28 protein-coding genes are annotated in these 26,850 nt (G+C 49.6%); 24 read left to right on the top strand and 4 right to left on the bottom strand.

The window, feature by feature from the left end:
• Positions 1 to 645: 645 nt before the first annotated feature.
• Positions 646 to 1,725: a YheC/YheD family endospore coat-associated protein gene (locus IEW70_RS13135; protein ID WP_188648377.1), complete on the bottom strand. Its 1,080-nt coding sequence runs from the start codon at positions 1,723 to 1,725 to the stop codon at positions 646 to 648.
• A 181-nt stretch (positions 1,726 to 1,906) separates the two neighbouring features.
• Here IEW70_RS13135 and IEW70_RS13130 point away from each other — a divergent pair, with 181 nt between their 5' ends.
• Positions 1,907 to 3,070, top strand: coding sequence for a glycosyltransferase family 4 protein (locus IEW70_RS13130; RefSeq protein ID WP_188648376.1), 1,164 nt, complete (start codon positions 1,907 to 1,909; stop codon positions 3,068 to 3,070).
• A gap of 207 nt (positions 3,071 to 3,277) precedes the next feature.
• On the opposite strand, the gene IEW70_RS13125 is transcribed toward IEW70_RS13130, so the two are convergent.
• Complete coding sequence (locus tag IEW70_RS13125) at positions 3,278 to 3,976, bottom strand: PIG-L deacetylase family protein (RefSeq protein ID WP_188648375.1); 699 nt, start codon at positions 3,974 to 3,976, stop codon at positions 3,278 to 3,280.
• Positions 3,977 to 4,133: 157 nt separating this feature from the next.
• Here IEW70_RS13125 and IEW70_RS13120 point away from each other — a divergent pair, with 157 nt between their 5' ends.
• The 20 genes from IEW70_RS13120 to IEW70_RS13025 all read left to right on the top strand — a co-directional run bounded on the left by IEW70_RS13120 (position 4,134) and on the right by IEW70_RS13025 (position 19,573).
• Positions 4,134 to 5,213 (top strand): ATP-grasp domain-containing protein, encoded by a 1,080-nt coding sequence (locus IEW70_RS13120; protein WP_188648374.1) that lies wholly within the window; start codon positions 4,134 to 4,136, stop codon positions 5,211 to 5,213.
• 152 nt (positions 5,214 to 5,365) lie between these two features.
• Positions 5,366 to 6,082 (top strand): glycosyltransferase family 2 protein, encoded by a 717-nt coding sequence (locus IEW70_RS13115; RefSeq protein ID WP_188648373.1) that lies wholly within the window; start codon positions 5,366 to 5,368, stop codon positions 6,080 to 6,082.
• The gene (locus IEW70_RS13110) at positions 6,083 to 6,763 is read left to right on the top strand and encodes a glycosyltransferase family 2 protein (RefSeq protein ID WP_188648372.1); all 681 of its coding nucleotides are present in this window, start codon (positions 6,083 to 6,085) and stop codon (positions 6,761 to 6,763) included. It begins immediately after the preceding gene.
• Between the two features lie 31 nt (positions 6,764 to 6,794).
• Positions 6,795 to 7,262 carry a low molecular weight protein-tyrosine-phosphatase gene (locus IEW70_RS13105; protein ID WP_188648371.1) on the top strand — a complete coding sequence of 156 codons (468 nt, stop codon included), beginning with the start codon at positions 6,795 to 6,797 and terminating at the stop codon, positions 7,260 to 7,262.
• A 367-nt stretch (positions 7,263 to 7,629) separates the two neighbouring features.
• Positions 7,630 to 8,712: a GspE/PulE family protein gene (locus IEW70_RS13100; RefSeq protein ID WP_188648370.1), complete on the top strand. Its 1,083-nt coding sequence runs from the start codon at positions 7,630 to 7,632 to the stop codon at positions 8,710 to 8,712.
• Positions 8,705 to 9,745 (top strand): type II secretion system F family protein, encoded by a 1,041-nt coding sequence (locus tag IEW70_RS13095; RefSeq protein WP_188648369.1) that lies wholly within the window; start codon positions 8,705 to 8,707, stop codon positions 9,743 to 9,745. Before IEW70_RS13100 ends, IEW70_RS13095 begins: the two co-directional genes overlap by 8 nt.
• Positions 9,746 to 9,758: 13 nt before the next feature.
• Entirely contained in the window at positions 9,759 to 10,100 is a 342-nt protein-coding gene (locus tag IEW70_RS13090; RefSeq protein ID WP_188648368.1) for a competence type IV pilus major pilin ComGC, read from the top strand.
• Positions 10,090 to 10,524: a pilus assembly FimT family protein gene (locus IEW70_RS13085; protein ID WP_188648367.1), complete on the top strand. Its 435-nt coding sequence runs from the start codon at positions 10,090 to 10,092 to the stop codon at positions 10,522 to 10,524. The genes IEW70_RS13090 and IEW70_RS13085 overlap by 11 nt, the downstream gene beginning before the upstream one ends.
• A gap of 84 nt (positions 10,525 to 10,608) precedes the next feature.
• Positions 10,609 to 11,145 carry a type II secretion system protein gene (locus IEW70_RS13080; RefSeq protein ID WP_188648366.1) on the top strand — a complete coding sequence of 179 codons (537 nt, stop codon included), beginning with the start codon at positions 10,609 to 10,611 and terminating at the stop codon, positions 11,143 to 11,145.
• Positions 11,142 to 11,525 (top strand): hypothetical protein, encoded by a 384-nt coding sequence (locus tag IEW70_RS13075; protein ID WP_188648365.1) that lies wholly within the window; start codon positions 11,142 to 11,144, stop codon positions 11,523 to 11,525. The genes IEW70_RS13080 and IEW70_RS13075 overlap by 4 nt, the downstream gene beginning before the upstream one ends.
• 596 nt (positions 11,526 to 12,121) lie before the next feature.
• Complete coding sequence (locus IEW70_RS13070) at positions 12,122 to 13,291, top strand: glycosyltransferase family 4 protein (protein ID WP_188648364.1); 1,170 nt, start codon at positions 12,122 to 12,124, stop codon at positions 13,289 to 13,291.
• Entirely contained in the window at positions 13,288 to 14,202 is a 915-nt protein-coding gene (gene galU, locus IEW70_RS13065; protein WP_229751978.1) for a UTP--glucose-1-phosphate uridylyltransferase GalU, read from the top strand. Before IEW70_RS13070 ends, galU begins: the two co-directional genes overlap by 4 nt.
• Complete coding sequence (locus IEW70_RS13060) at positions 14,199 to 15,533, top strand: UDP-glucose dehydrogenase family protein (protein WP_188648363.1); 1,335 nt, start codon at positions 14,199 to 14,201, stop codon at positions 15,531 to 15,533. Before galU ends, IEW70_RS13060 begins: the two co-directional genes overlap by 4 nt.
• A gap of 172 nt (positions 15,534 to 15,705) precedes the next feature.
• Complete coding sequence (locus IEW70_RS13055; protein WP_188648362.1) at positions 15,706 to 16,230, top strand: shikimate kinase; 525 nt, start codon at positions 15,706 to 15,708, stop codon at positions 16,228 to 16,230.
• 41 nt (positions 16,231 to 16,271) lie between these two features.
• Entirely contained in the window at positions 16,272 to 16,490 is a 219-nt protein-coding gene (locus IEW70_RS13050) for a YqzE family protein (protein ID WP_188648361.1), read from the top strand.
• A complete protein-coding gene (locus IEW70_RS13045) occupies positions 16,474 to 16,623 on the top strand; it encodes a hypothetical protein (RefSeq protein ID WP_188648360.1) in 150 nt (49 codons plus the stop codon). Before IEW70_RS13050 ends, IEW70_RS13045 begins: the two co-directional genes overlap by 17 nt.
• A 78-nt stretch (positions 16,624 to 16,701) precedes the next feature.
• A complete protein-coding gene (locus IEW70_RS13040; RefSeq protein ID WP_188648359.1) occupies positions 16,702 to 16,953 on the top strand; it encodes a YkuS family protein in 252 nt (83 codons plus the stop codon).
• Between the two features lie 138 nt (positions 16,954 to 17,091).
• Complete coding sequence (ispG, locus tag IEW70_RS13035) at positions 17,092 to 18,186, top strand: flavodoxin-dependent (E)-4-hydroxy-3-methylbut-2-enyl-diphosphate synthase (protein WP_188648358.1); 1,095 nt, start codon at positions 17,092 to 17,094, stop codon at positions 18,184 to 18,186.
• A gap of 365 nt (positions 18,187 to 18,551) precedes the next feature.
• Positions 18,552 to 18,767 (top strand): DUF378 domain-containing protein, encoded by a 216-nt coding sequence (locus tag IEW70_RS13030; RefSeq protein WP_229751987.1) that lies wholly within the window; start codon positions 18,552 to 18,554, stop codon positions 18,765 to 18,767.
• 107 nt (positions 18,768 to 18,874) lie between these two features.
• Positions 18,875 to 19,573: a gamma-glutamyl-gamma-aminobutyrate hydrolase family protein gene (locus tag IEW70_RS13025; RefSeq protein WP_188648356.1), complete on the top strand. Its 699-nt coding sequence runs from the start codon at positions 18,875 to 18,877 to the stop codon at positions 19,571 to 19,573.
• Positions 19,574 to 20,014: 441 nt separating this feature from the next.
• On the opposite strand, the gene IEW70_RS13020 is transcribed toward IEW70_RS13025, so the two are convergent.
• Positions 20,015 to 21,028 (bottom strand): cytochrome d ubiquinol oxidase subunit II, encoded by a 1,014-nt coding sequence (locus IEW70_RS13020; RefSeq protein WP_188648355.1) that lies wholly within the window; start codon positions 21,026 to 21,028, stop codon positions 20,015 to 20,017.
• Positions 21,029 to 21,041: 13 nt separating this feature from the next.
• Positions 21,042 to 22,367, bottom strand: a complete 1,326-nt coding sequence (locus IEW70_RS13015) for a cytochrome ubiquinol oxidase subunit I (protein WP_188648354.1) — start codon at positions 22,365 to 22,367, stop codon at positions 21,042 to 21,044.
• 332 nt (positions 22,368 to 22,699) lie between these two features.
• Here IEW70_RS13015 and IEW70_RS13010 point away from each other — a divergent pair, with 332 nt between their 5' ends.
• The 3 genes from IEW70_RS13010 to IEW70_RS17900 all read left to right on the top strand — a co-directional run bounded on the left by IEW70_RS13010 (position 22,700) and on the right by IEW70_RS17900 (position 26,677).
• Positions 22,700 to 23,770: a VanW family protein gene (locus IEW70_RS13010; RefSeq protein ID WP_188648353.1), complete on the top strand. Its 1,071-nt coding sequence runs from the start codon at positions 22,700 to 22,702 to the stop codon at positions 23,768 to 23,770.
• Positions 23,771 to 24,044: 274 nt separating this feature from the next.
• Positions 24,045 to 25,040: a resuscitation-promoting factor gene (locus IEW70_RS13005; protein WP_188648352.1), complete on the top strand. Its 996-nt coding sequence runs from the start codon at positions 24,045 to 24,047 to the stop codon at positions 25,038 to 25,040.
• Between the two features lie 167 nt (positions 25,041 to 25,207).
• The gene (locus tag IEW70_RS17900) at positions 25,208 to 26,677 is read left to right on the top strand and encodes an SEC-C domain-containing protein (RefSeq protein WP_229751977.1); all 1,470 of its coding nucleotides are present in this window, start codon (positions 25,208 to 25,210) and stop codon (positions 26,675 to 26,677) included.
• Positions 26,678 to 26,850 lie beyond the last annotated feature (173 nt).

The following is a 26,850-nucleotide window of genomic DNA, read 5'->3' as shown; positions in this document are numbered from 1 at the left end:
GGTTCTAATGATTGAACGTGTGCAAAGGAAATGGGAAAAGCGAAAACCGTCGGGTCAACTTGTTAATGTTCTGTTGGAAACCATTTCGGAGGTACTGAAAAAGGAGAAAAAGTGGCCTGGCTGGGTTTGGAAACTTTGAGGCTCGGGAGCGAGCAGCACGAACAGCCCGCAACCATGCGAAACAACGTCCCGGTATTTAGGGCCAGCAAAAACTTGCAAGTAGTTGCAAACGAATAAAAAAAGAAAAAGCGTGCGTCCTACATAGGTAGGGCGAAAGACCTGTAAAACACACACTTCACCCGGGTTGGCGTCAGTCGAAGTCGTTGCATGGTTAACGGGAGAGCATGGAAGTGAACTTACCATGGCAGTATCCATGGTACCCGCATTAGTCAAAGAAATGAAATAACTGCTCATGGGAGGATTTAAGCCCAACTTGCGATTCCCCATAGTCTCTAGTATTCATCCATGTTTAAGTGAAGATGGCTGGCACGTCACTTTGTCAATCTCCAAGAGTACTACATTTACTAGACGAACGACGGGAGTTTTAAAGGTTCTCCTGATAACCTCATGCTGCTAGAAAGCAGCGAAGGCTATGAAAGTGCTCAGAATGGATCTTCAATGGGCAGTAGGTCTTCCTGTTTGGTGTTAATCGCGCTGTTTTGTACAGAGGAAGGCAGCATAAAGAAGGGGATTGAGATAGGTCCTTTGAAACATATTTTTATCACCGGCTAATGGGAAAATGATACGTAAATCACGGAAATTCACTTCAATCAACCAGGGGCGCCCCTTTTTATCGATTCCGACGTCTAACCCGGCATCAGCAAACGCGGGCCAGGTTTTCTCCAACTCTTTGCAGGTTGCTATGGAGAGGTGGGAAATCCGATTGAGGATAGCTTGGATTCGTTGCTTAGTGAAGCAATGGTTGAGCACGGTCCGGGCCCTCATCGCTTTCCCGTTTTGGGCTATGTTAGTCATATGCCTTTGTCCCCTGGCCACTTTCGCCGCGATCCCGCTGATTTCCCATCTTCCGAAGCGCCCTTTCTGTACAGAAACCCGAAAATCAAAAGGAGCCCCGTTGAAACGGGCTAGCGGAATACCCTGCTGAACCAGATAGTAGCGTCGTTGTTTGAGGGTTCCTAGGTATCGGGCCAATCCGGAGGCGGACATCCGGGTTCTCTTGCCTTTATATGGATGAACCAGGAAGGATCCTTTCCCCATGTTTTCGACCCTGATGATGTTCTGACCCAGTGAGCCGATTACGGGCTTGATAAAAACCACAGGGTACTTATTGATCCACGCGACCGCTTTCGTGGTTTCCCTCAATGGTATCATAGCTGGCAGATGGGTCCGAACCGTCGTATTTCGAGACAGTAATCGATGAATGAACACTTTATTGCGTCGGACCGGTGGGTTAAACAACCGCTTCCGCATCTTCTGCGACAGACGGGTCAGCTTCGGCGAATACCCCAGCATACGGTTGTGCACGACAGGGGGAAGGGGACGGTGAACAGGAATATAACTCCGGAAAGTCGGATGCCAGACATACCCTCTGATCCGGCGGTTCGTCAGGTCAAGACCTCCGAGGTCAAAAAGGACGGGCTGCAACCCTAGCCGCTTCCCAAACTGAAAATACAGTTTCGCCCGTTCATGCGTGGCAAAACCGGCGCGAATGCGGTGTAAGTGTTGTGAAGACAACAAAATTCCCACGTTGTTTGAACAGTTCATTCCAGTACCCTCTCTCCATCAAACCAAATTGATACTCAATTATATTACTAGGGAGGGAGGATGCCTGGACTTCCGTCCAAAAAAAGGAGAATAGCCGTTAAATTGGGGAATCCGCCGGTGTGAACAACCGATTTGTCGCCACATAGAATAAAGGAAATTCCCAGGGAGAGGAGACGACTGTATGCGGATCGCTTTCATCAGTCCGGGAAGTTTCCCCGTCCCGATTCAATATGGCGGCAGTTCAGTGGAAACGGCGATCACGAATATCGCTGGCAGACTGCCTGCACACTGGAACGTAACGGTACTAGGCAAACGTTTTCCCGGGTTGAAAGACAAGGAGACAAGGAATCGTGTCACGTACATCCGGATGGAAAACACCTCGCAAAGAAGTTATCTTGATTCCTGCATTCGGTATCTGAATAAGTTTCCCCATGACATCGTCCAGGTGGAGAACCGGCCTGCGTTCGTCCCTCTTCTCAAAAAAAGGTTGCCTTGCCCCGTTGTGCTTTGTATGCATTCCCTATTGTTTTTGCATCCCCGCGCGTTGGGAGGTCGGAACCCACGGAACTGTTTGAATAGCGCCGATCACATCCTGACCAACAGCCGTTATCTCCGGTCCCTCCTCTTGTCCCGTTACAGAACGTCCACCCCCGTCCGCCCCGTTCATCTGGGGGTGGACACAGGAGATTATATATCCCGTTGGAGCCAGCAGGGAAAACGCATTCGCTACCGTCTCCGTTCCCGCTTCGGTGTAACGGGTCGGACTGTGGTTCTGTTTCCGGGCCGACTGATTCCGATCAAGGGCGTTCACCTGTTGCTAGAATCCATGATCCAAGTGGTAAAAAAGAATCCGCGGATTCTCTGCATGGTGGTCGGCGGGAGCCGATATGGTTCAAACAGGGAAACGCGGTATGTGAGGAAATTGAAACAGATGGCGCGGTCGATCCACCCGCATGTCCGGTTTGCCGGAACCATCCATCCGACGAAGATGCCCCAGTATTACGCATTGGCGGACCTGGTTGTCACTCCCTCAATCGGAAAGGAAGCTTTGGGATTGGTGAATTTGGAGGCGATGGCTTCGGGCCAGCCCGTCATCTCCACCGCCATCGGCGGCATTCGGGAAACGGTAAAAACAGGAGTGAACGGCATCCTGATCAAACCCTCTCGATTGAAACATGAGTTAACCGCCGCCATCCTGCATCTTTCGGAGAACCCGGCTTTGAGTGAGCGGCTGGGCAGAAATGGCCGCCTTATCGCTGAGCGCTTTTTTTCATGGGATCATACCGCCCGTCAGTACGCCAGACTCTATTACCAAATCCACTCTTCAAGGAAAGGACGCACTTAAAAAGGATTCCTGCTGGTTCCCTATCGGGGGGACATCGCGACCGTGGTGGAGTTTCGCCGGGCACGATAAATATGCCTGACGTAGACCAAACCCTCTGCTAAAGAGCTGGAATAGCCGTTTGGTGACATAAGCATATGTCTCGAGGAACACGCGGCTGCTCCTCCACCACTAACCCCTTAAGGCTCAAATCTTTCAGTATCATTGGGGTTATCCATGCAGCCTAATAATTTGGAATGCTTCAGCATAATCACTGTAAATCCACTGTCCCCTGAACTTCGCTTTGATCAGTAGAGACTCCGGATTGATGGGATGGCGCTTGGTTCCCAATTGAGTTTTATATACATTTAGTGCCTTTGCTTTTTTTTCTGCTTCCTCTGAACTCAGCGGGATGTACAGATGAGGTTGGAAACCAATCTCTCCGTCCGTTTCATAAACAATAACCGAACCGTTCCAATAATAGGGTCGGGTTGCCGTCAAGGCAGCTTGATGAAGGGCGGTATGATCCTGATGTTTTGTTTTGCTGGGGATATAAATGACAGTGGGATGAAATCTTTCAATTTCTTGCTCTATCTTGGATGATAATTCAATTCTAGGAATAACATCCAACCGACTGTGATACTGTTCGGTTTTATCATCTGTATATAAAAAACCGTAATCCTTAATCCCCAATATGGCATGTGATTGGTTCAATTCTTTTAAACGAACATTGCCATCATAGATTACATACTTATTGGTTTCTGTATTATACTTTTGGCTTTTCCCTTTAACGAACGACGCAATAACGATCCGGACCAAACTATTACTCTTTAAATATTTTTGAATCACCCCCCCACACCCAATGATTTCATCATCTGCATGAGGAGCTAAAATAAGCACCTTTTGTTGGTTGTATTGGATTGCCCCCATATTTTCACCTTCCTTCTATTACAATAATTTATTGCGAATACCAGAGTATGGTGTGTTGGAAATGCCCTGGTTAATCAACCAAATTAACTAGAGTACAATCATCAATCAGATATTTTTCTATTATGTACTATAAGCCAAATCTAGGGGGAGATTGCCAATGCTAAAACCAATGACGGTTCTCCTGACGGGAGTCGGTTCCCCAGGCGCTCCGGGAGTGATAAAATCTCTGCGGGCAGTCAAGGAATATGATTTTCGTATCATAGGGATTGATATGAATCCCCATGCGGTCGGCCAGGTTATGGTTGACAAATTTTTCATAGGCCCTGAGGCCACGGATCCGGACTTTGTCCCAAAACTTATCCGTTTATGTTCAGCTGAAAACGTGGAGGTCATTCTTCCTTTGGTATCCAAGGAGTTGCCCCGGTTTGCAAAGAATTTCCACCGTTTCAAGGAGATTGGGACCGTAGTTTCCGTTTCCGAATACAATCGTTTGATGCAAGTGATTAACAAAGGAACCTTAATCCACACCCTAAAGAAGAAAGGGATTCCTACTCCCCGATCTGTGATTGTCAATACAGTGGAAGGATTACGTAAAGCGCTGCATGATTTGGGATACCCTGATCACCCGGTATGTTTTAAACCAGTGGTTTCTGATGGCAGCAGGGGATTTCGCATTCTCGATACGCGAAAAAATCGTTTGGATCCGCTCTTCAATGAAAAACCCAATTCCGCGTATATCAGTGATCACGAGCTTTTTCGTATTTTAAGCGATTGCTCGGTAATTCCGGAGACGATTGTCATGGAATATCTTCCCGGTGAAGAATACAGTATCGATCTATTGGCCAGAGACGGGGAAGTCATCATTGCTATTCCAAGGTTGAGGGAAGCGATCGTCAACGGGATTTCCGTTAAAAGCACGATCGTGAAAGAAGATGATGTGATTGCTTATGCTTCGCGCATCGTCAGAGAACTTCGTTTGCATGGGAATATCGGCGTACAAATATGTAGGGATAAAGACACACAACCTAAAATCATTGAAATCAATCCCCGGATACAAGGAACCATTGTACATTGCACAGCGGCCGGCGTAAATCTGCCTTACTTGGCAGTAAAGCTGGCAAAAGAGATTCCTATTCATTCATCAGAGTTGTGTGTTCAATGGGGAACCCGGATGACAAGGTATTGGGAGGAGGTCTTTTGGAGTGAAGCGGGTCAGCCGATTCAATCGGGAATCTAAATCTGCCGGGCGGAGCATCCAATTCATGCACTGTCCCTTCCCGATACGCACAGTTCCCTGTCGACAACTATCCATATGAAATTATCAATCAAACACTTGGGAAGCAGAAGTGTGAAGTCATTAACTAACATCGTAGAAGGGGTTAATAATAGATGAAAGGCGTTTCGGTGATCACCTGTACCATGAGGCCTAACCAAATACACAATATTTTCAGGAACTACGCCAGACAAACGTTAAATCCAAAAGAGCTGATCATTATCTTAAATCGAAAAAACATGAGCCTCTCCAAATGGCTGCGGGTAGCAAAAAGATTTAAGAATGTTCGTGTTTATCGAATGCCTGGGGCTACATTGGGAGCATGTCTCAATTTCGGGATCAGAAAAGCAAGGTACTCTTTCATCGCGAAATTTGATGATGATGATTACTATGCTCCCCTATATTTAACGCAGGCAGTGCATGCTTTAAAAACAACGAACGCTTCAATGGTAGGGAAAGGGGCAACTGTCACCTATTTTGAAAATATAAAAATACTCGCTATCAGGAAACCCCATCATGAAAGCAAATTTTTGTATGAGATTAAAAAGCCCGGACCCCATTTAGGCGGGGGTACCATGGTATTCAAAAAAAATGTGTATCCATATGTTAAGTTTCCAAATCGAACGCTTTGTGAGGACATCCTATTTCAACAAAGGCTTCGCAAAAAAGGATATAAGATTTATTCAACGGATCGATATTTCTACGTTTCTATCAGGCGAAAAAACAAACGGACACACACATGGAAAGGAACGGATGAAAAAGTGCTAAGAGAGTGTACAATCATTGCCCGAACCGAGGATTACAAATCGTACGCTAAGAAGGAGTTCATGTAGATGAAAGGCGTTTCGGTGATCACCTGTACGATAAGGCCCAACCAAATACAAAATATTTTCAGGAACTACGCCAGACAAACGTTCAATCCAAAAGAGCTGATCATTATCTTAAACCGAAAAAACATGGGCCTTCGCAGATGGGTGCAGATAGCGAAAAAATTTAAGAATGTTCGTGTTTATAAAAAGTCAGGGGTCCCGCTGGGAGTATGTCTTAATTTCGGGATCAGAAAAGCCAGGTATCCCATCATCGCAAAATTGGATGATGATGATTACTATGCTCCCAAATATCTAACGCAGGCAGTGCATGCTTTAAAAACTACAAACGCTTCATTGGTAGGGAAAGACGCACATACCACCTATTTTGAAGGAAAAAAGCTGGTCGCTGTATACCGACCCCATATGCAAAACCGATATACCCATCATGTAGGCGGAGGCACGTTTGTATTTAAAAAAAATGTGTTTCCTCGTGTGAAGTTTCCAGCGCGAACGCTAGGTGAGGACATTATATTTCAACAAAGGCTTGTCAGGAAAGGATATAAGATTTATTCAACGGATCGATATCACTATGTTTCCATCAGGCGAAAAAACAAACGGACACACACATGGAAAGAATCGGACAAAAAAGGGTTAAGACATTGCAAAATCATTGCTCGAAGCAAGAATTACCGATCGTATGTCTAAGATAGGAAAATCCATAAGGAGGTGTTAAGAGTTGGTATCGGTTTTATTTGTATGTTTGGGTAATATTTGTCGCTCCCCGATGGCCGAGGCGGTCCTACGCCACAAACTCCGTCGGCAGGGTCTGGGGGAGAAGGTTCACGTTGACTCCGCTGGTACCGGGGATTGGCATGTGGGGGCCCCCCCTCATCACGGGACACGCGCCATTCTGGCCCGGCAAGGGATCTCTTACGAAGGAATTAAAGCCCGGCAGGTCAAAAAGGAAGACCTGACCCGGTTCGACTATATCGTAGTGATGGAAGATAGAAACATGGCTTCCATCGAACAGCTGGCTGGGCATACGGACAACCGGTTTTACCGGCTAACCGATTTTATCGGCGATCCCAACTATACCAAAGTGCCGGACCCCTATTTTACAGGCGACTTCGAAGAAACCTATCGATTGGTAGAGGCTGGCTGTGAAGGACTCATCCGGACCATCCGGGCACGGGAAGAGATTTAATGTGGAAGGTCGGCTCTAGTGCTCTCAACCTCATGAAGGACCAGTTCCTCTAGGGAAGCATTCTCACATCGACGGGGTCCGTGGCCTTGGATGGACGGGGGTAATCGTTTGGTGGACAGCGCTTTTGACACTGGTAGTCACGGCTTTTGCATAAGACAAAGCGATCTAGTCAGTGGATCGCTTTTTGTAATGCGAAAAAAGTGGATATGTGAAATAGGTTGAGGAGAAGTGATGGGAAAAAGATGGGCCAAATATGTCCTTAGGAAAAACAAAAAATTTTGTTATTTATTGAAGGAATATGCAGAAAATTGTCGAAATACATCGACGTATTCCATATTTGAACATTTTTGGGGTGGTGATACACAGGATGGATGCAGCCAGTTACATTACGTCTACATTGGAGCAGGCGATCCGTTCCAGAGCAAGTGATCTTCATTTTGAACCCCGGTCGGAGGGATTGGTGGTCCGGCAGCGGGTGGATGGATTTTTGATTTCGGTGGACAAGGTGGCGAAGGATAAGATGCACCCGGTGATTTCCCGTCTCAAAGTGATGAGTCACTTGGATATAGGGGAAAAGCGGTTGCCACAGGACGGGGCGATGACGGTTACCCACGAAGGAGAACGAGTGGATATCCGGGTGTCCAGCATGCCTACCATGCATGGTGAGAAGCTGGTACTGCGACTGTTGCGGAACCGGCCTGAGCTGTTGTCCCTCCACGAATTGGGCATGGGAGAAGAAGAGAAGCGGCGGTTGGATCTGCTGATTGCCAAACCCAGCGGACTGTTGATGGTGACGGGGCCCACGGGCGCCGGAAAAACCACCACGTTATACGCCATTCTGCAAGCATTGAACCGGGAGGAACTGAATTTGGTCACCCTGGAAGATCCGGTGGAATTTCAGCTGAAAGGCGTCAATCAAATCCAAATCAACAGCAAAGCAGGCCTCACTTTTGCCCAGGGGCTGCGGGCTGTTTTGCGCCAGGATCCCAATATTATCATGGTGGGAGAAATCAGAGATCGAGAAACGGCGGATATCGCAATCCGGGCGGCGCTTACCGGTCACTTGGTGCTGACAACGCTGCATACGGCGGATGCCTGCAGCGCGATCACCCGTTTTTTGGATATGGGGATCGAACCCTACCGGATCGCCTCTGCTGTGGTAGGCGTGGTGGCTCAGCGCCTGGTTCGTCTCATCTGTTCGGAATGCCGCGGCAAGGGGTGCGGTGAATGCCGGCATATCGGGTACTGGAACCGGACCGGTGCCTTTGAAGTTCTTCACCTGCAGGAAGAGTTGCAGCCTTTGATTGTGGAGCGGGCAACCTTGGCCCGTCTGCGCCACTCCTTTAAAAAAGCGGGGATGCGTTCGTTGCAGGATGTGATTCTGGAAAAAGCGATGAAGGGGCAGACCACCATTTCCGAATATCATCGGGTGGTCGACGTACATGATTAGGCGCCGGCGTTGGACTGCCGACCGGTTGGAGTCGATCAGCCGCCATTTGGCTGCTTTGCTGGAAAGCGGTTTTCCCCTGTTGCCCAGTTTGCACTTGCTGGGAGAACAGCAGTTGTTGCGAAAGGGGGAGGCAGAGAACCTGGTTCGGCGTTTGGATCAGGGGCAAGGGCTGGCTGAAGCGATGGAAGCGGAAGGGTTTCCGCGGTTGTTCGTCTCTTTTGTCCAGGCGGCAGAGGAGCACGGGGACTTTGTGTTCGGGCTGCGTCAATGTGAGCGGGTATATCGGGACCGGGGGAAATGGGGGAGAGATCTGCAGCGTGCACTGACATATCCGTTGATGGTGCTTATCTTGGTGGGGTGTGCCTTTCTCTTTCTGGTGACGACGGTAATCCCGCGGTTTGCCGATATGTACGCTTCCATGGGGTTGGAGCTTCCCCTCTATACGCAGATGTTCCTTTCATTATACGGGGGATTGCAATGGGCTTTTCTCTTCGGCGGAGGGATCTTGCTCTCATTCACTTTGATGTTTCTTATCTACCGGAACCTTCCCCCGGAGCAAAAAGATCGCTGGAATACGATGTGTTGCCGAATTCCCCTGGTTCGTCGGTTGTTGGCGTATCGTTACACCCTCTACTTTTGTGTGCAAACCGGATCATTGTTAAAGGCTGGGGTCCCTTTGCTTCGGACACTGGATATGGTTTGCCAATGGACGCCCTGGCATCAACTGTCTCGCAGCCTCCATCGAATTCGGGGGCGGTTGCTGACGGGGGAACCTTTTCATCGGTGTTTGGAAGCGGAAGGGTATCGTTTTCTGCCGGCACTGTCCCGGTTGGTCGCGTTGGGGGAGGAAACGGGACGGGTGGACGAGTCTCTGTTGGCTATGGCCAAAACAGCGGAGATCAGTATCCGGGATCGAGTGGACAGGTGGACCAAAAGTTTGGAGCCCGCCCTGATTTTTTTCATCGGATTATTGATGGCGGCGACGGCGATTGCCATGTTTTTGCCCATGTTGAATCTGGTTCGAGCCCTTTAAGGAGGAGAGCGTATTGAGAGGATGGAAACGATGGGGAGATCAGCGGGGATTTACCTTGATCGAGATGTTGGTCGTTTTGTTTGTCATTGGGGTCATTATTGCCATTGCTCTGCCCAACTTGAAAGCAGCCGGTGAATCTGCCCAATCCAAGGCTTGTGCCGCCAATCGGAAACTGATCGGATCCCAGGCGGACAACTATTATCTGGAGATGGGGAAGTATCCGACCGGTGTGGAACAGATGAAACGCAGAGGATATCTGCGTACGACTCCGGTGTGTCCGGCCAAAGGGACATATACGATTCAAAAGAGCGCGCCGGTGGAAAAAAGGGTGAAATGTTCGGTCCATGGCGACTAACCGGGTGAAGCGGACCCAAGGCGGCTGGACATTGGTGGAACTGTCTCTCACATTGTCCCTGGCGGGGTTGTTGGTGATGATCGTCATGCCTGCTTTTGTGCAATGGGGAGATCGGTTGCACCGGGAAATGTTCCTGAAGGGGCTGGCGGGCGACATCCGCTTGGCACAACGGGAGGCGACACTGCGGGAGGTGGAGGTGACCGTTCAAGTGGAGAAGCGGCAGACAACGTACGTGTTGCGAAGGGGCAGCCAAGTATGGAAACGGATACAAGCGCCTGTCGGATTTCGGCTGCAGAGCAATTATCCGCGGGATCGGTTGGTGTTCCGGCGAACAGGGCAGGTTCGCCGCTATGATGCTGTTGCAAAATCGGATGGAGGTAGTACAGCAGAATCAGGGTGCTTCCGGGAACGGGCAGCACAGTGATCGGCTGAAGGGGGTTCGTTACCTGGTGAAATGGGAGAAAACGAAGGTGGCGGAGGATTTGATTGAATCACAGGTGGTGGTCAGTTGGAAAAGCCGAAATGGAACAGCGCAACGGATCTCCTTAACAGGATTGCAGTACAGACCACCTCGGTCTGGAGAAGGAGCGAGCGAGGCTTTACCTATATCGAATTGACAGTGGCGCTCACGCTATTGATTGTGATGATTCCGGCTCTCACCACATTTCAGTGGGTGATGGAATCCCGGGGAAAGGCGATGATGGATCGTCAAGGGCTGCAGGCGGAAGCCGATGTTTTTACCGCGGATGTACGGGATGACTTGCGTCAGGGCACGAATTTTCGTCTGTCGAAACAAGGATGGTTGCTATTTGATCTACCGACCGGTGAAACGGTGAGGTACAAGGAAAAGGCGCGACGGCTGATTCGCAGCGTGCGGGCTCCGGGGGAAAGCCGGTTTAAGGGGACAACCGTCATGCTTCAGGATATTTATATTGTTTCTTTTCAACCAGAGAAAGAGGGAGTCTGGCTGGATATCGGTCTGCAAAATTGGCACAGTGATCTGGACATGAAAGTGTTTGTCCGCGGAAGGGCGGTTTCACCATGAAGCGGCGGATCGGTGCGCAACAAGGCGTGGCGCTGCCTCTGACCCTGATTGTCACCATGTTGATGATGGTTTTGTTGACGGTACTTTTGTCGCAAGTGGTCAACCATCGGCACAGTTCCATGGCGGAATTGCAGATGGCCAAAGCACAATACGCAGCGGAAAGCGGGTTTGCCCGAATGCAGCAGCACTTGCAGGCAGAACCGAACCGGCGAAAGCCGATCCGAACAGCCATCAACGGGATAGAGGTGATCACCACCGTCATAGAAGAAGAGGACCGAGGGATTCATTTGCGCTCAGTGGCCAAAGGGAAAGGCGTTCAGCAGACCATACACGTGATACTGGACCCGGATACGATGAACATCCGCCAGTGGAAGAGGTAATAAACAGAAGACAAATATATGGATCAGCAGACAGAAGAAGACGGAGTGGGGCCCCTTTGAGGAATGCAGACTCAAGTACAAGGCCAGACAGTCTGTGTTGGTTTTGGGAAGCCGGTTTTAGGTTACAAGCTAAAAGTTGTAGGGGATTTTGCCTAGGGGGGAAAGAATGAATGTACTGATCTAAGATGGTTCGTCCGGGTCGGCTGACGAATGAACCGGCAACGGGTTACATTGAGGCTGATTACATTGCAATAGGGAAGGACGGGATATTCCACGGGCCGATGTCGCTCATGTCCTGCGTCTGGAAATTCTTTTTAAGCGATCAGCCGATTGACTTCCTGTTAAGGAATCAACTACGGTCTCGATATCATGATGTATCATATGAAGCGAAATTGGCAGATCGGTGTTAAAGGGGGAGCAGTCAGAGACGCTCCTCCTTTTGTGATGGCTTGTATGTAATAGTCATGTTTTTTGATTACTCCGTTGGTTAACAAATTTTTCAATTTGGATGATGAACCTTTAAGACAATGTCAACACTCCGTTGATAATGTTCTTCTATTCTTAGGAAAAAGGATGTGCAAAAAGGGGGAAAGGGCATGCGTGTGGCGCTCTTTACCGATACTTTTCCGCCGCAGATCAACGGAGTGTCCCTGACGCTGCGACGCTTAACGCAGCATTTGTTGAAGCGGGGCATTGCCTGTATCGTCTTTGCTCCTGACTTTCCGCAACAGGAAGAGTCCTTCGATGAATCCATCGTTCGCCTTCGCAGCTTTCCGTTGTTTTTCTATCCCGAATGTCGTGTCGCGGTTCCCGGTTATGCTGAGATTGAACAATCCCTTCGTTCGTTTTCTCCGGATCTCATCCATATCGCCACCCCCTTTACCATGGGATGGTGTGGAAGGCGCTATGCGTTAAAACACCGGATACCGATGGTAGCTTCTCATCATACCCACTTTGACAAATATCTCGCCTACTATCGCCTTTCTTTCTTGTCTCCGTGGATTTGGCAATACCTTCGCCGGTTTCATGAACCCTGCCAGCGTGTTTTTGTTCCATCGGTGGAGGCCAAACAAACGCTGGAACAACACGGCTTCTCCCAAGTGGCTCTGTGGAAACGGGGCGTAGATACCCGGCTGTTCAATCCGAGAAAAGAGAACCCTCATTTCAAAGAGAAATATGGCATCACCGAGCGATATCTGTTGCTGTATGTTGGCAGGATCGCCCCTGAAAAAGAAGTAGACCTCCTGTTTCGGGTGATGGACCGGCTGCCGTCTCCATTGCGTGAACAGACGCATTGGATGTTTGTCGGTGATGGTCCGATGCTTGCGGAATGTAAGAAAAAGCAAACCACACGCGTCACATTTACCGGTTATTTGAAAGGGGAAGAGTTAGCCGAAGCCTATGCGTCGGCGGATGGATTCGTTTTTCCATCTCGGACGGAAACCTTTGGCAATGTGGTGCTGGAGGCTTTGGCCTCTGGAACCCCTGCCATCGTGGCGGGAGAAGGAGGAGTTAAGGAAATTGTCCGCCACGGAGAAACCGGTTGGGTATGTACACCCGGTTCACCGGAGGCGTTTGTTGAAGCGGTCGTTAAGCTGCTGACCCATCCGCAGCAATGGGAGGATATGAGTTTTCGCGCCCGGGAATATGCAGTGACTCAATCTTGGGATGCGATTTTGGACGGACTGCTCGAACAATATGAACAGGTTGTCCGTGCAAAGGCTGTACCTTCTTCTTATCTCGCCGAAAGGAGAGTGGCGCCGTGAGGGTTAAAAAAGCGGTGATTCCCGCCGCAGGGATGGGGACACGGTTCCTCCCAGCAACCAAGGCATTGCCGAAAGAGATGTTGCCCATCATTGCCAAGCCGGCGATCCAGTTTATCGTTGAGGAAGCTGTTACTTCCGGTATTCAAGAGATCTTGATCATTACCGGAAGAGGCAAGCAAGCGATTGAGAATCATTTTGACAAATCCTTTGAGCTGGAGATGCTCCTGGAACGAAGAGAGAAACAGGAAGAGCTGAAAAAGGTTCGTTCCATTTCCCGTTTGGCGCATATTCATTATATTCGCCAGCGGGAGCCGGAGGGGTTGGGGGATGCGGTATTGCAGGCCCGCAGTTTTGTGGGGGATGACCCATTCGCCTTGTTGCTGGGTGACGACATTGTCGAACATGAGCCCAACGATTGGCCTTGTACCCTGCAGCTCGCTGAGCAATATGAACAGCTGGGGGATCCGGTCATCGGGGTGCAGACGGTCAATCCCGAGGAGGTTTCCCGTTACGGGGTCGTTCGTTCGGTGCGGGAGACGATTCAACCGGGAGAGCTTCTGCCCATTCTGGATGTGGTGGAAAAACCGCGATGGGAAGAAGCACCCTCGCGAATCGCCATGATGGGGCGTTATATTTTGGACAGCCGGATTTTCCGTTACTTGGAGCGCATCCCGCGAGGATTACAAGGGGAGTTTCAGTTGACAGATGCGCTGCGGGAGCTGAACCGGAATCACTCCCTGTGGGCTTATGGTTTTCAAGGAACGCGCCACGATGTAGGCAATCCGCTGGGCTTTCTTCGGGCCAACCTTTCCTTTGCCCTGAATGATCCTACCTTGGAGCCGCACGTTCGGCTGATGATGGCGGAGATACTGGCAAACAACCGGCTTCCGCAAAGGAGTGACAGGCTGTGAAGATTACCGTGATCGGATTGGGGTATGTAGGGTTGACTACCGCTCTGTGTTTGACCCGTTGCGGACATCAGGTAATTGGAGCGGATATCTCGTCAGAAAAAATCATGGCGTTAAATGCGGGAGAACTGCCCATCTGGGAGCCGCAGCTGGATGAACTGCTGGATCAGGCAAGAGATCAGGAAGCCATTCGTTTCACGACAGATATCGCTGCGGCTGTAAGCGAAGGAGAGATTCTTTTTATCTGTGTAGGCACTCCCGCCGGGGAGAATGGCCGGCCGGATCTGTCCCAATTAAGGAGTTTGATCAAACCGATCGCTTGGCATGCCAAAGAGGGGGCCGTTGTGGTGATCAAAAGCACGGTTCCCATCGGCACGACGGATACGGTGGAAAAAGGGTTGTACCTATTGTCGGGCGGTAAGTCTTGGGACATTGTACATAATCCCGAGTTCTTGCGGCAGGGGAAGGCGGTAACGGACTTTTTGCATCCCGACCGCATTGTGGTCGGGACCCGCTCATCTGTTGCTGCTAGTAGGATGCGTGAACTTTACCGAGCCATCGACGCCCCCTTCATCACTTGTGATCCCCGGAGCGCTGAAATCATCAAATATGCTGCAAACGGATTTCTGGCCATGAAGATTTCCTATGCCAATATGATGGCACAATTGAGTGAAAGCTGGGGAGCAGATATTGAAGCGGTAATAAAAGGAGTGGGGAGCGATCGAAGGATTACTCCATCTCATTTGCAGCCGGGAGTGGGATTTGGCGGTTCCTGTTTTCCAAAGGATACCGAAGCGCTATTGGCCATGGGGCGGGATGCCGACTGCCCGATGCCGTTGGTGGAGGCTTTGCAGGAGATCAACCGGCTCCAACCTCAGCGGGTGTTGGATAAATTGGAACAGGAGCTGGGATCGTTGCAGGGAAAGCGTATCGGACTGCTGGGTCTAACTTTTAAACCCGACTCTGATGACCTGCGTGAAGCGCCGTCTCTGGCGATCAGCCGATTGGCCCGGCAACGCGGAGCCGTCCTGCAGGCGTATGATCCGCTGGTACGCGATTATCCCGTAGCTGAAGTGAAACTGGTTACCGACCCTCATGTACTGCTGGAAACTTGCGACGGGATCATCTTAGTTACGGAGTGGGAAGAATTTCGGAAGCTGTCGTGGCGACGGTTGCACTCTCGCCTCCATCCGTTGGTCTTGGTGGATGGACGTAATCTGTTTTCGTTGGAGGAGATGCAACGGATTGCAGAGGAAACCGGGTTGGTGTATCTTTCCGTAGGCCGCCCGCCGGTGAGGCGAAAAGAACGAAAGAGCCTTATGTATTCCGTTTAGCAAAAAGGGTGCCTTCTGACAAAGTTCATCTTAGGTGGAAAAGTGCAGAGAACGCTCTTCTACCCGTCGCTATTCCTCATAGTAGGAAAAAGGGACGGGACAGTTGCACATAGTCAGTGCTGAACCGGCCGGATCCAATGGTATAATGAAGGGCAAAAAAGGAGCAGCCATCATGCCATTGTCGAAACACCTTATTTTAACCGGTTTTATGGGCACGGGAAAAACCACCGTAGGCAAGTTGTTGGCAGAAAAGCTGAATTGTCCGTTGGTGGATACCGATGCCGAAGTGGAGAAATCGGTGAAACAGTCTATTTCAAGCTTGTTTGCGGAAAAAGGGGAGGCTGTTTTCCGGGATTGGGAAAGCCGGGTGTTGAAGGAGGTCCTTTCCGGCCCTCCACGAGTGGTCACCACAGGTGGCGGCATTGTCTTGCGGCAAGAAAATCGCCGAATGATGCGCAGTTTGGGTTGGGTGGTCTGTCTGACCGCTGATCGGGATGAACTTCTCCATCGGTTGAAGGGAGATGAGTCACGTCCGCTGCTGCAAGGAAATGCCCGCCAAAAGGTAGAACAACTGTTGGAGGAACGGAGGGGTTACTACAGGGATTCCGATTGGGTCATCGATACAACGGGCAAGACACCGGAGGAAGTGGCGGACGAGGTGATTTCGGCCATTCAAAAAGAGTTTTCCCAGGTTTAAAGAGACACCCCCTGGTTAAGCTAGAATTAGGGGGTGAAGTAATGTCTTCCCAGGACTTTCTAAAATATTTGGTACAGGAAATGGTAAAATATATGGAAACGCCCAAAGCGGAGCGAAAAGAGGCCCGGCTTTCCCGAAAACAGGTTCGACCGGGATGGAAACAGCACTGGTTCGGGATGATTCCCTTCAGTCTCCATATGTATGCTAAACGGCAAAAAAACCGATCTTTAAGGAGTGAACCCGGTGAGTCACCAAGATAAGCAGTTCCGGTTGGTCAATCTAAAAGACCGGAATGATGTCATGGATAAAATTGCGAAAGCAGAACAAGAGATTCAGCAAATGGTGGGGGAACCCGTCGCATTGATTGCGTACGTTCAAGATAAACAACGGTAAACCCTGAGAAAAGGGAAGAAGCTCTGTGGAATAATCCATCTCTTTCCTTGCCACAATAACGGGCAGGAGGTGGATCACATGGCTAAACAACGCGTAGCTGTGGAAGAAGGGTTGCAAGCGGTGAGTCAGGCGCTGCAAAACCGCGGATATGAAGTGGTGTCTCTGGATGGTATGCAGCAAGGAAACTGTGCCTGCTTTGTTGTGTCCGGAGGAGACAACAACATGATGGGGATGCAGGATACCGTCACAGAAGCTGCAGTCGTCAACGCGGAAGGCATGACTGCGGAAGAAGTGTGTGATGCAGTGGAACGAACCATCAACGTGCAGTGAAGAATATGTTAACACACCTTAAAATTTCGGCAGCCAGGAGCCTTCTGATCGAAAGGCTCCTTTTGTTGTGGACAGAAAATGATATAATATACAAAGTGCATTCGGTTGAGTCTCCATGCATTAAAGGGGCGATCATACATGTATCATCGTACTGAAACGCGGCCGGTAAAGGTGGGCAACATCCAAATCGGCGGCAACAATCAAGTGGTCATCCAAAGTATGACCACAACCAAAACGCATGACGTGGAAGCTACAGTAGCAGAAATCAACCGTTTAGAGGAAGCAGGTTGTCAAATCGTACGGGTGGCCTGCCCCGATATGCGGGCAGCGGAAGCTATTCCTCACATCAAAAAGCAGGTAAACGTTCCGTTGGTAGCAGATATCCATTTTGATTACAAGCTGGCCTTGAAAGCGATTGAAGGCGGAATCGATAAAATCCGCATCAACCCCGGCAACATCGGGCGTCGGGAAAAAGTGGAGGCTGTCGTGAAAGCTTGTAAAGAGCGCGGTATCCCGATTCGCATCGGGGTGAATGCGGGCTCTCTGGAAAAGCGGATTTTGGAGAAATACGGATACCCCACTGCGGAGGGGATGGTGGAAAGCGCGCTGTACCATATCCGCATTTTGGAGGAGTTGGATTTCCACGATATCGTGGTCTCTTTGAAAGCTTCCGATGTACCGCTGGCGATCGAGGCTTACACCAAAGCTGCGGAAGTAATTCCCTATCCGTTGCATTTGGGCATCACCGAATCCGGCACCCTTTTCTCCGGTACGGTAAAAAGCGCGGCTGGTCTGGGGGCGATCCTGTCCAAAGGGATCGGATCCACTATTCGCATCTCCTTGAGCGCCGATCCGGTTGAAGAAGTAAAGGTTTGCCGCGAACTGTTGAAAGCCTTCGGGCTGGCAGCCAACGCAGCTACATTGATTTCCTGTCCCACCTGCGGACGGATCGAGATCGACCTCATTAAAATCGCCAATGAGGTGGAAGAATATATCTCCAAAATCCAGGCACCGATCAAAGTTTCCGTATTGGGCTGTGCGGTGAATGGGCCGGGCGAAGCTAAAGAAGCAGATATCGGGATCGCTGGCGGACGCGGGGAAGGATTGTTGTTCCGCCATGGTGAAATCATCCGGAAAGTGCCGGAGGAAACCATGGTGGAGGAGCTGAAAAAAGAGATCGACAAACTGGCGGAGGAATACAAGCAAAAGCAGTTGAAGGAGCAACAGGCTTAATAAAGCGGACTGCGCCTCTATTAAAATGGATATGGATAGCAAGATGCTCTTCTGCCAAATCGCGACTTTTAAAGACAAAGCGTGGGACCCGAGGCAAAAAGCGAGCCGTAGCACGATCTTGGACGGGGCGACTAAGGCGTGACGTGTGCCCTTTGGGTGCCAATGAAGCAGTTCCTCTGGCTCGCGCCTCGGTTATCATATCTTGGCGTCTGAAAGGGGTTGAAGAGCATTCTCTGCTGAACTGAATAGGTATGTTATGAAACAGCAAGGGGAAGAAAATCCTTCCTTGCTTTTTTTTGTATAAAAAGCTCCGTTGTTATGCATATTAGTATCGATCTCTTTTAAGGAGGGTTATCTTGATGGGCTTGTCTCGATTAGCTTTGATTTTAGTCATTATCGGAGCTCTCAATTGGCTTTTGATCGGTCTTTTCCAATGGGATTTGGTTTCCTCTTTATTCGGCGGGGATGCCGTTCGGGAATCTTCCGGTTTGAGCCGCGTGATTTATGCGCTGATCGGTCTGGCCGGATTGTATTCTATCAAATTCCTGTTTGAAAACCGGGAGCCGGCCCGCGCCGACTGATTCATTTTGAATATGATTTGCAATAAAGCACCGGGGATCCCGGTGTTTTTTATGTTGTGCAACAATGAGCGGTATGGAGAATAGAGAAAAGGAAAGGGGGGGTGATCGTGAAACGTCCGCTGATCGGTATCACAGTGTCGCTGTTGGAAGAACGGTTTTATCGTCTGCATAGGGATAACAGCGATTCCGTGTTCAGGGCAGGTGGTTTAGCAGTTATGCTTCCCTACAGCAAAACAGAGATGCGGGAGATTGCGGATCGAGTCGATGGTTTGCTTTTGAGCGGCGGAGGGGATATCGTACCTTATTGGTTCAATGAAGAGCCGCTACCGGGGCTGGGTGAGTTGACTCCCGAGCGCGACCAGACAGAAATTCAGCTGGTACGGGAGATGTTGGACCGGGATAAACCGATTCTGGCGATCTGCCGCGGGTGCCAGATATTGAATATCGCTGCCGGGGGAGACATGTATCAAGATCTGTACAGCCAGCGGAAAAATCTGTTGCAACATGTACAGCAAGCTCCGCGAAGCCATGCTTCCCATATAGTAGAAGTGAGCTCCGGTTCCTTATTGCATCGGGTGACCGGAATGGATCGGTTCCGGGTGAACAGCTTCCATCATCAAGCGATTCGCCAGCCAGCAAAGGGATTTGTTATTTCCGCCCGCAGTCGGGACGGAGTGGCGGAAGCGGTGGAAAGCGAACAACACGCCTTTGTACTCGGGGTGCAGTGGCATCCGGAAAACATGACCGCCACCGATCCCCTTGCACAGAAGTTGTTTACCTCTTTTGTGGAAGCTTGTACCCAGTAAAACAACTCCCCTCCGATGAGAGGAGTGAGACTGCTGACATAGTTTCTCGAAATGAGCTGAAGTACTCTATGCCCGAGCAGCGACTTTTGACGACGAACACAGCGACAAGAGAGGAGACGAGACAAAAAAAGCGGCACATAGCACGACCTGGGAGCTAGCGACCCAGGCGTGACTTGTACTTTTTGAGTGCACTCCGTATTGTGCCGCGTCTCGTTGAATCTCTTGGAGCGGACAGTATAGACTTCTGTTTCGGAGGAAAGGGAGCAACGGGCAAAAGAGTCGAAGTATCATGCTTCCGAAAAGAAAAGCGCACATCTCTCTTAAAGGGCGGCCTTTGAATGATGTACCCGAATTTGAAGAGCCGAGGCAAAAAGTGATCCGTACCTCGACCCGGGAGCGGAGCGACGGGTCTGGGAAGTGGACTATTATATGTCCAGGAGATTACTTCCCTCCCTGTACATATTTGGCGCTGAACAGGAAGAGCCGGAGCAACAGGATCAGGGATGGAACCAGCAGGAACAATCCCGCGATGAAGGCCCCGACCAATGCCCATCCCATGGTGGTGTTGGTGAGTGCGGAGTGTACGGTTACATACGGATACAACAAATAGGGCAAATGGGAGACTCCATATCCGTAAAAAGCGGCTGCAAACTGAAACATCACCAGGACGAAGGCCCATCCCAAGGAACGCTTGCGCCAAATCAAATAGACAGCTCCAAGGAAAAAGAGAAGGGACAAGCCGAACATCCAGGCGTAGTCCATTAACCGGGCAAAATGTTGCGGGTTGTGTCGGGCGAGGGAGACGAAGACCAGGAAACTGGCCACAATCGTCGGACCGCTCCAGGACAGGGCATACGTCCGCAGGATCTCCATAGCCGGTCGGTCTTTTGCTTTATATGCGTAATAGGTCAGGAAACTGGCACTGATAAACAAGATGCTCACGATGGCCAAAAAGACCACCGCCCAGGAGTAAGGACTGGTGAACAATTCCCAGGGGAGGAAGACGATATGTTCCCCGCGCTTCTCAATGAACCCCCCTTCGGAAATCGTCAGTACAGTGGACAGGGAAGCGGGGATAAAAAGCCCGGTCATTCCGTACAAAAACAGATAAGTTTTGCTTTTTCGCGCTCCGTAATTAGCAAAGGCATAGAAAGAGCCGCGAATGGAAAGAAGCAATAAGGCGATGCCTCCGGGAAGCAGCAAGGCTGTTCCATAATAATAGGCGGTATCCGGAAAAAATCCGACGATCCCCACGAAAAAAAAGACGAGAAAAACATTGGTTACTTCCCATACAGGGGAGAGGTACCTGTCGATCACTTTATTAATGATGTGCTCCTGTTTGGTGAGCATGCTGTAATAAGAAAAGAATCCGGCTCCAAAATCGATGGAAGCCACGATCAGATATCCGTACAGAAAGGTCCACAACACAGTGATGCCGATCATCTCAAGATGCATGTCTCTCCCCTCCTCAGAGAATGATTCGCCGTTCTTCCAGCTCTTTTTCCGGATGATTTTTACGGAACATCCGGATTAAAACGGAGGTGGCAATCACAGCGAGAGCTACATACAACATGGTAAAGAGCGTAAGCAGCAGCCCGACCTGTTCGGAGGTGGTAACCCCTTCGCTTACCTTCATAATGCCTCGAATCATCCAGGGTTGACGGCCTACTTCCGCATAAATCCAACCCAGTTCAATCGCGACAAAGGAGAGGGGAGCGGCCAGCACGATTCCGGCCATTACCCACGGGTGCCAAGGGTTGCCGCGTTTCCAAATCCACAGGGCGAGGAACAAACCCGAGATAAAAATGAGATAGAAGCCGATGCCCACCATTCCATCAAATAAATAGTGTACATATAATGGGGGCCACAGCTCTTTCGGCACATCATTCAATCCTGTGATCTCTGCGTTGGGATCTCCTTTGGCTAGGATGCTTAAAGCTAACGGAATCTTGATTGCACCTCGGACTTGATTGTTTTCGTCCAGATATCCTCCGACAATTAGAGGAGCACGCTTTTGCGTTTCAAAGTGCCATTCGGCTGCCGCCAGTTTTTCCGGTTGATATTCCGCCAAAAACTTGCCGGATAAATCTCCGGCGATCGCCGTTGCCAGAGACAGAATCAGTCCGCCGATCATCGTCAGTTTGACCGCTTTTTTGTAATATGCTTCCGTGCGGCCGCGCATAATAGCATAGGCTGCAATGCCCCCCAGCAGAAAGGCCGCGGTGACATAAGCGGAGGAGAGAACATGGGCCACTTTTGTCGGTGTGGCCGGGTTCATCATCGCTTCCAGCGGGCGCAGATTCGTCAAAGTGTTTCCGTTTTTCAAGGTGAACCCGGCGGGAGTATTCATAAAAGCATTGACCGTAGTGATAAACACAGCGGATAACGATGATCCGACAATGATGGGAATGCAGGTCAGCCAATGGATGATCGGTTTAAATCGATCCCAGGTATACAGGTAAATACCCAGAAAAATGGCTTCAAAGAAAAAGGCGAAGGTCTCCAAAAACAACGGCAAACTGATCACATTTCCGGCTAATTGCATGAAGCGGGGCCACAGCAAGCTCAACATCAGTCCAATCGATGTTCCCGTCACCACACCGACTGCCACGGTGATCACAAATCCGCGTGTCCAGCGGCGTGCCATCAGGATATAATGGGGATCTTTTTTGTATATTCCCCAACCCTCCGCGAGGAAAATGAAGATGGGAACACCGACACCGATTGTCGCCCAAATGATATGAAATCCCAAAGTTTCCGCTGTTAAAATCCGACTGAGAATCAACGGGTCCATGATACTCCCTCCGATCCATACAAGTATGGCTTTCATTTCTTATATCATACCCCCATATCAGGGGAAATAAGAATCTTTGTGAGGGATTTCACAAAATAATCACCCAATGTCCACCAAATCACCATCGCTCCTTCACAAAATTACCATGGACAAATGAGAACAAACACGCCAATGGTATGATGTCAGATGGGTTGGAATCCGCAAAATGGTGTATAGAAAATCCCGTGAAAATTCGATACGCTTTCTTTGGATCGGATGCCGGTCAGTGGTGCGATTTACCTTACAAACCCCACCCCCTTTCATCACAAACTACGGATGAAGGGAGTGAACGCATGAAACGATTCGGGATCATCTTCGTGCTGTGCTTCGTTAGCGGGTGCAGTTTATTTCAGCAAATTCCTAAAGGGATCAAGCCTCATGAAGGAACCAAGCCTCAGCAGTCATCGGCAGCAGGGGATCAACGGGAGCCGGCAGATCTCATCCTGAAGTATAAAGAAAAAGAGTGGCGATTGGATCTTTATCAGATCGGATACGATGGAGTGGACCCGACAATAATCGATCGGGGAGCTTTTAACCGTTGGTTATCAACCGTGGAGAAATCGATTAATCGCCCTCCGCAATCGGCAACCTTTAAAAACCGAGTCCTTTATCCGCACAAAAACGGGCGCAGATTGGACCGAGATGAGCTGGATCATTGGCTGGATCATATCCATGGATATGTGAACCATCCCATGGAAGCACCGGTGCAGATTTGGCGTCCACACTTAACGACGCAAGAACTGAACAGAATAAAAGAGAAACAATTGGCGAGCTATACGACTTTCTATCATACAAGGAATTTCAACCGAACGCGCAATATCGAATTGTCCGTACAGGCCATCGATCACCATGTTGTGGATGTAGGAGAAATTTTTTCTTTCAACCGGGTGGTCGGCCCCCGGACGATCAGCCGGGGATACAAACCTGCTCCGGTTGTTGTAAAAGGCGAATACACGGAAGGAATCGGAGGCGGGATTTGTCAAACCTCATCGACGCTGTTTAACAGTGTGGATCGGGCAGGATTGCGCATTTTACAGCGCGTCAGTCACAGCAAACAAGTGACTTACGTTCCTGCCGGGAGGGATGCCACTGTTTCCTGGGGAGGTCCGGATTTTCAGTTTCAAAATCAGCTGAATAACCCCATATTGGTAGTTGCTTCCGCCAAAAACGGCCGATTGACCATTGCATTGACAGCTGCCGCGGATACGGAATATACGCCGCATAGTATTCCAAAGCCACCCGTAACCATACCGAAAACGGAACGGGTACCGGCACCGGAAAAAAAACAGCCGCTCAATGAAAAAGCGAAGGAGTATAATCGGGTACCGTTACCCCCGAAAGATCTGAAGCGCAATCCAACGTAATTGACACAAAAGACGAGCGGGCACCTCCGCTCGTCTTTTTACGAAGGAAAGGAGGGGATGCACGGGGAAAATGGTGGTGATGGAAAAAGGAGGTGAAAACATTAGATATCGTATACCAATCCGTTCTTATCCTGTGCTAATTCCGTAAAAAGAAACGAGGAAGACGTTTTCCCTTCCTCAGCCCTGCAGTTAATGAAAATTTTTCATAGATGGATCGGATAGTCTCTGCTATAATATTAAGCGTTATTTTCCGAAGCCGAGAAGGGGGTATTGGATGAAGAAAACCCTGATCATTTCCATAGGGGTTGCAGCCATCCTACTCTTATCGGGTACCGTTGGGTACGCGATGATGAACAAGGAAGTAACGGTCTCTTTCAGTGATAAAGAAAAAACAGTCTCCACGAACGTACTTGGAGGAACCTTGGAGGAAGCGCTGGCGGATGAGGGATATAATCCCGCAAAGCTGAAAGCCAAGTATAAACCCAGTGTTCCGTGGGATCAGCCCATTCAGAAGGATACGAATATTCGACTCGCTTGCAAATGCGATGTTTCTCTGAAAGTGGGCGGTAAAGATCCGAAAAAGTACACAACCATGGAACCGACGGTTGGAGAATTCCTGAAAGAGAAAAAGGTTCAAGTGGATTCGAATGACCAGATGAATGCGACGATGAATGAAAAGATCACCGATAATATGACCGTGGTGATCGACAAAATCGAACGGCGCGTTCAGAAAAAAGTAGAGACGGTCGATTTTGATGTGAAAAAAGAAAAAGACCCAGAACTTCCTGCAGGCGAGAAAAAAGTGGAGCAGGAAGGAAAGCCGGGGAAAGCCATCTACCAGGTAACCGCTTTGTATAAAAACGGAAAAGCGATGGTTACCGATAAAAAGCTAGTAGATCAAGTGAAGCCGGTGACCCAGATTGTTAAAGTGGGCTCCGGTGAAGAGGAAACTGCCAGCAACAGCGAGTTGGCATCCGGGTCCCGGATTGCCGGTTTGAAATACTCCCGTACCATGCAGGCGGAGACAACGGGATATACGGCCACCGGGAATAAAACAGCGACTGGTACCACTCCCCGTCGAGGAACAGTTGCTGTGGATCCGGATGTGATTCCCTTGGGTACCCGCCTTTACATTCCCGGTTACGGGCAAGCTGTTGCTGAAGATACCGGCGGTGCCGTCGACGGAAATGTGATTGATCTGTATTTTGACAGTGAAGAAGAAGCCATTCAATGGGGCAGACGAAATGTGACGGTGTACATTTTAGAATAGGATACAAAGGCGAACCCCCTGTGGTGTCGAACCGCGGGGGGTTTCGTTTGTGGTCGTGTTTATCGGGGTAAGTGGTAATTGTATGGGGGTTTTCCAAATTTTTTTGTAATCTAGTGCCTTTTTCTTATATACTGGAGATAAGCACTATTCAACGGGATGTGTTGGTTATGGTTGGTCGTAACGATCCTTGTCCCTGCGGAAGCGGAAAAAAATACAAGAAGTGTTGTGAACGCGTGGTGGCCATCCAAGCTGCTAAACAATCCAAAGAGCAAATGGAACGGCAAATGAAATCCCGGCTGCTCACAGATTTGAATCGTTGGTTTGAACCTCATGCCGCTAAGGTGGAAGATGAATGGAGTGAAAAATTTAAGCAAGAATTAAAGCTTCCACCGGACAAGCCGATCCCGCCGCAGTTTTCATTCACTTTCCGTTTTTGGTTGTTGTTTGACGCACCTTGTCTGAATGGGAAGCGACCTGTCGAACAATGGATGAAAACAGTGGACACGCCGCAGGTTGAAAGACAGATGGCGTCGGAGTTATGTGAGCTTCACCTCTGTTGTTACGCTGTGTTGGACGTAGAACATGAAGAAGCGCTGTTGCAGTCGTTAATACATGAACAGGTATATACTACTTACGTAACATCACCCCTTCAAAAAGGAATGCTGTTGTTCGCCCGCCTCTCTCGCATTGGAAACCGTTATGAGCTGTTAGGACCTTATACATCCTTTGGGTCAGAGATGAGAGGAGAGATTCTCGTGCATCTGAAGAATTACGCGCAAAAAGAAGAAGAGGTCCGACGGGAATTTTGGCAGCAAAACGGAATGCAGATATTGGGATGGTTGATGCAAAGGGCGCGGAATATGGAACAAATCGAAAAAGTGCTGGCTTCTTCGCTGAAAGAAGCAGCTCCCGCTATGGAAACGGAACATTTCAGCAAAAAAGAATGGCCGCCGGCGATGCCGGCCTTGCCGGAAGAAGAACGCGGTGTTCCGGATGTGGTGGATCAGCAGATTGAAGTGTTTCTGAGAAAACATGTCAGCGGTTTGCAGGAGCGGACGCGGGCATTTTATCGGCAATCCTTGAACCTGTTTCGTGAGTATGTTTCTACCCGTTATGGCAAAACTTTTACCTGGTCCAAATTATCGGAGGAAGCTTTGGCTCATTTCTTCGGCATTTGGTATATTGACCGTGGTGGAGGCAGTCCCATCCGGTCCAAAATCTTCATGAATACGATGAAGCACTTTTTCCGCTGGCTTCGCGACGAAGCTATCTGCGACATTTATCCTGTTTTTGCATCGGTGTATATGGCTTACATACACACACTGCCGATGGCGTTTAAAACAGGAAAATGGTTGAACGAAAATGCTGTCATGGATGGCGATGTTCATGCACCCACATTGGGGGGGACTTATATGTTGACGGTCTCCTCCCAAGGGGCTACGGTCCAAATCGGGGAAAAGTGGCTCCCTGTACAGATCAACCTTCGCGGTTTACCTCCGGCTTGGATGGAGAATCGCTTCTGGGTTCGGGGAACATTGGCGGTCAAGGAACAGGAGAGTTACTTTACACAGATCGACGGTGTGTATCCCTTTTTCCGCGGACAAGAAGTGATCTTGGAAGAAACGCAAGCCAACTAAAAAAGCGGTTCCCCTACGGGAACCGCTTTTTCAGGCGGTGATGTATCCCAGGGAGGTTAACACTTGGAACACCAACACCGTCAAAATCAGGATTGGCGTTACCCAGCGAATCACAAAAGAGAGTGGATTCCTGTGTCTTTGGCCACTCCTTTATAGTCCCAAATATTTATACA

Source organism: Marinithermofilum abyssi, from assembly GCF_014641195.1.
Taxonomy (GTDB): domain Bacteria; phylum Bacillota; class Bacilli; order Thermoactinomycetales; family DSM-45169; genus Marinithermofilum; species Marinithermofilum abyssi.
Note: the sequence above shows the minus strand (reverse complement) of the source record. Positions and strands in the feature narration are given on the sequence as shown.

Coding starts and splice junctions, on each gene's coding strand:
- IEW70_RS13135 (WP_188648377.1), bottom strand. CDS start 1,725: ATGAACTGTTCAAACAACGTGGGAATTTTGTTGTCTTCACAACACTTA.
- IEW70_RS13130 (WP_188648376.1), top strand. CDS start 1,907: ATGCGGATCGCTTTCATCAGTCCGGGAAGTTTCCCCGTCCCGATTCAA.
- IEW70_RS13125 (WP_188648375.1), bottom strand. CDS start 3,976: ATGGGGGCAATCCAATACAACCAACAAAAGGTGCTTATTTTAGCTCCT.
- IEW70_RS13120 (WP_188648374.1), top strand. CDS start 4,134: ATGCTAAAACCAATGACGGTTCTCCTGACGGGAGTCGGTTCCCCAGGC.
- IEW70_RS13115 (WP_188648373.1), top strand. CDS start 5,366: ATGAAAGGCGTTTCGGTGATCACCTGTACCATGAGGCCTAACCAAATA.
- IEW70_RS13110 (WP_188648372.1), top strand. CDS start 6,083: ATGAAAGGCGTTTCGGTGATCACCTGTACGATAAGGCCCAACCAAATA.
- IEW70_RS13100 (WP_188648370.1), top strand. CDS start 7,630: ATGGATGCAGCCAGTTACATTACGTCTACATTGGAGCAGGCGATCCGT.
- IEW70_RS13095 (WP_188648369.1), top strand. CDS start 8,705: ATGATTAGGCGCCGGCGTTGGACTGCCGACCGGTTGGAGTCGATCAGC.
- IEW70_RS13085 (WP_188648367.1), top strand. CDS start 10,090: ATGGCGACTAACCGGGTGAAGCGGACCCAAGGCGGCTGGACATTGGTG.
- IEW70_RS13075 (WP_188648365.1), top strand. CDS start 11,142: ATGAAGCGGCGGATCGGTGCGCAACAAGGCGTGGCGCTGCCTCTGACC.
- IEW70_RS13070 (WP_188648364.1), top strand. CDS start 12,122: ATGCGTGTGGCGCTCTTTACCGATACTTTTCCGCCGCAGATCAACGGA.
- IEW70_RS13055 (WP_188648362.1), top strand. CDS start 15,706: ATGCCATTGTCGAAACACCTTATTTTAACCGGTTTTATGGGCACGGGA.
- IEW70_RS13050 (WP_188648361.1), top strand. CDS start 16,272: ATGTCTTCCCAGGACTTTCTAAAATATTTGGTACAGGAAATGGTAAAA.
- IEW70_RS13040 (WP_188648359.1), top strand. CDS start 16,702: ATGGCTAAACAACGCGTAGCTGTGGAAGAAGGGTTGCAAGCGGTGAGT.
- ispG (WP_188648358.1), top strand. CDS start 17,092: ATGTATCATCGTACTGAAACGCGGCCGGTAAAGGTGGGCAACATCCAA.
- IEW70_RS13020 (WP_188648355.1), bottom strand. CDS start 21,028: ATGCATCTTGAGATGATCGGCATCACTGTGTTGTGGACCTTTCTGTAC.
- IEW70_RS13015 (WP_188648354.1), bottom strand. CDS start 22,367: ATGGACCCGTTGATTCTCAGTCGGATTTTAACAGCGGAAACTTTGGGA.
- IEW70_RS13010 (WP_188648353.1), top strand. CDS start 22,700: ATGAAACGATTCGGGATCATCTTCGTGCTGTGCTTCGTTAGCGGGTGC.
- IEW70_RS13005 (WP_188648352.1), top strand. CDS start 24,045: ATGAAGAAAACCCTGATCATTTCCATAGGGGTTGCAGCCATCCTACTC.
- IEW70_RS17900 (WP_229751977.1), top strand. CDS start 25,208: ATGGTTGGTCGTAACGATCCTTGTCCCTGCGGAAGCGGAAAAAAATAC.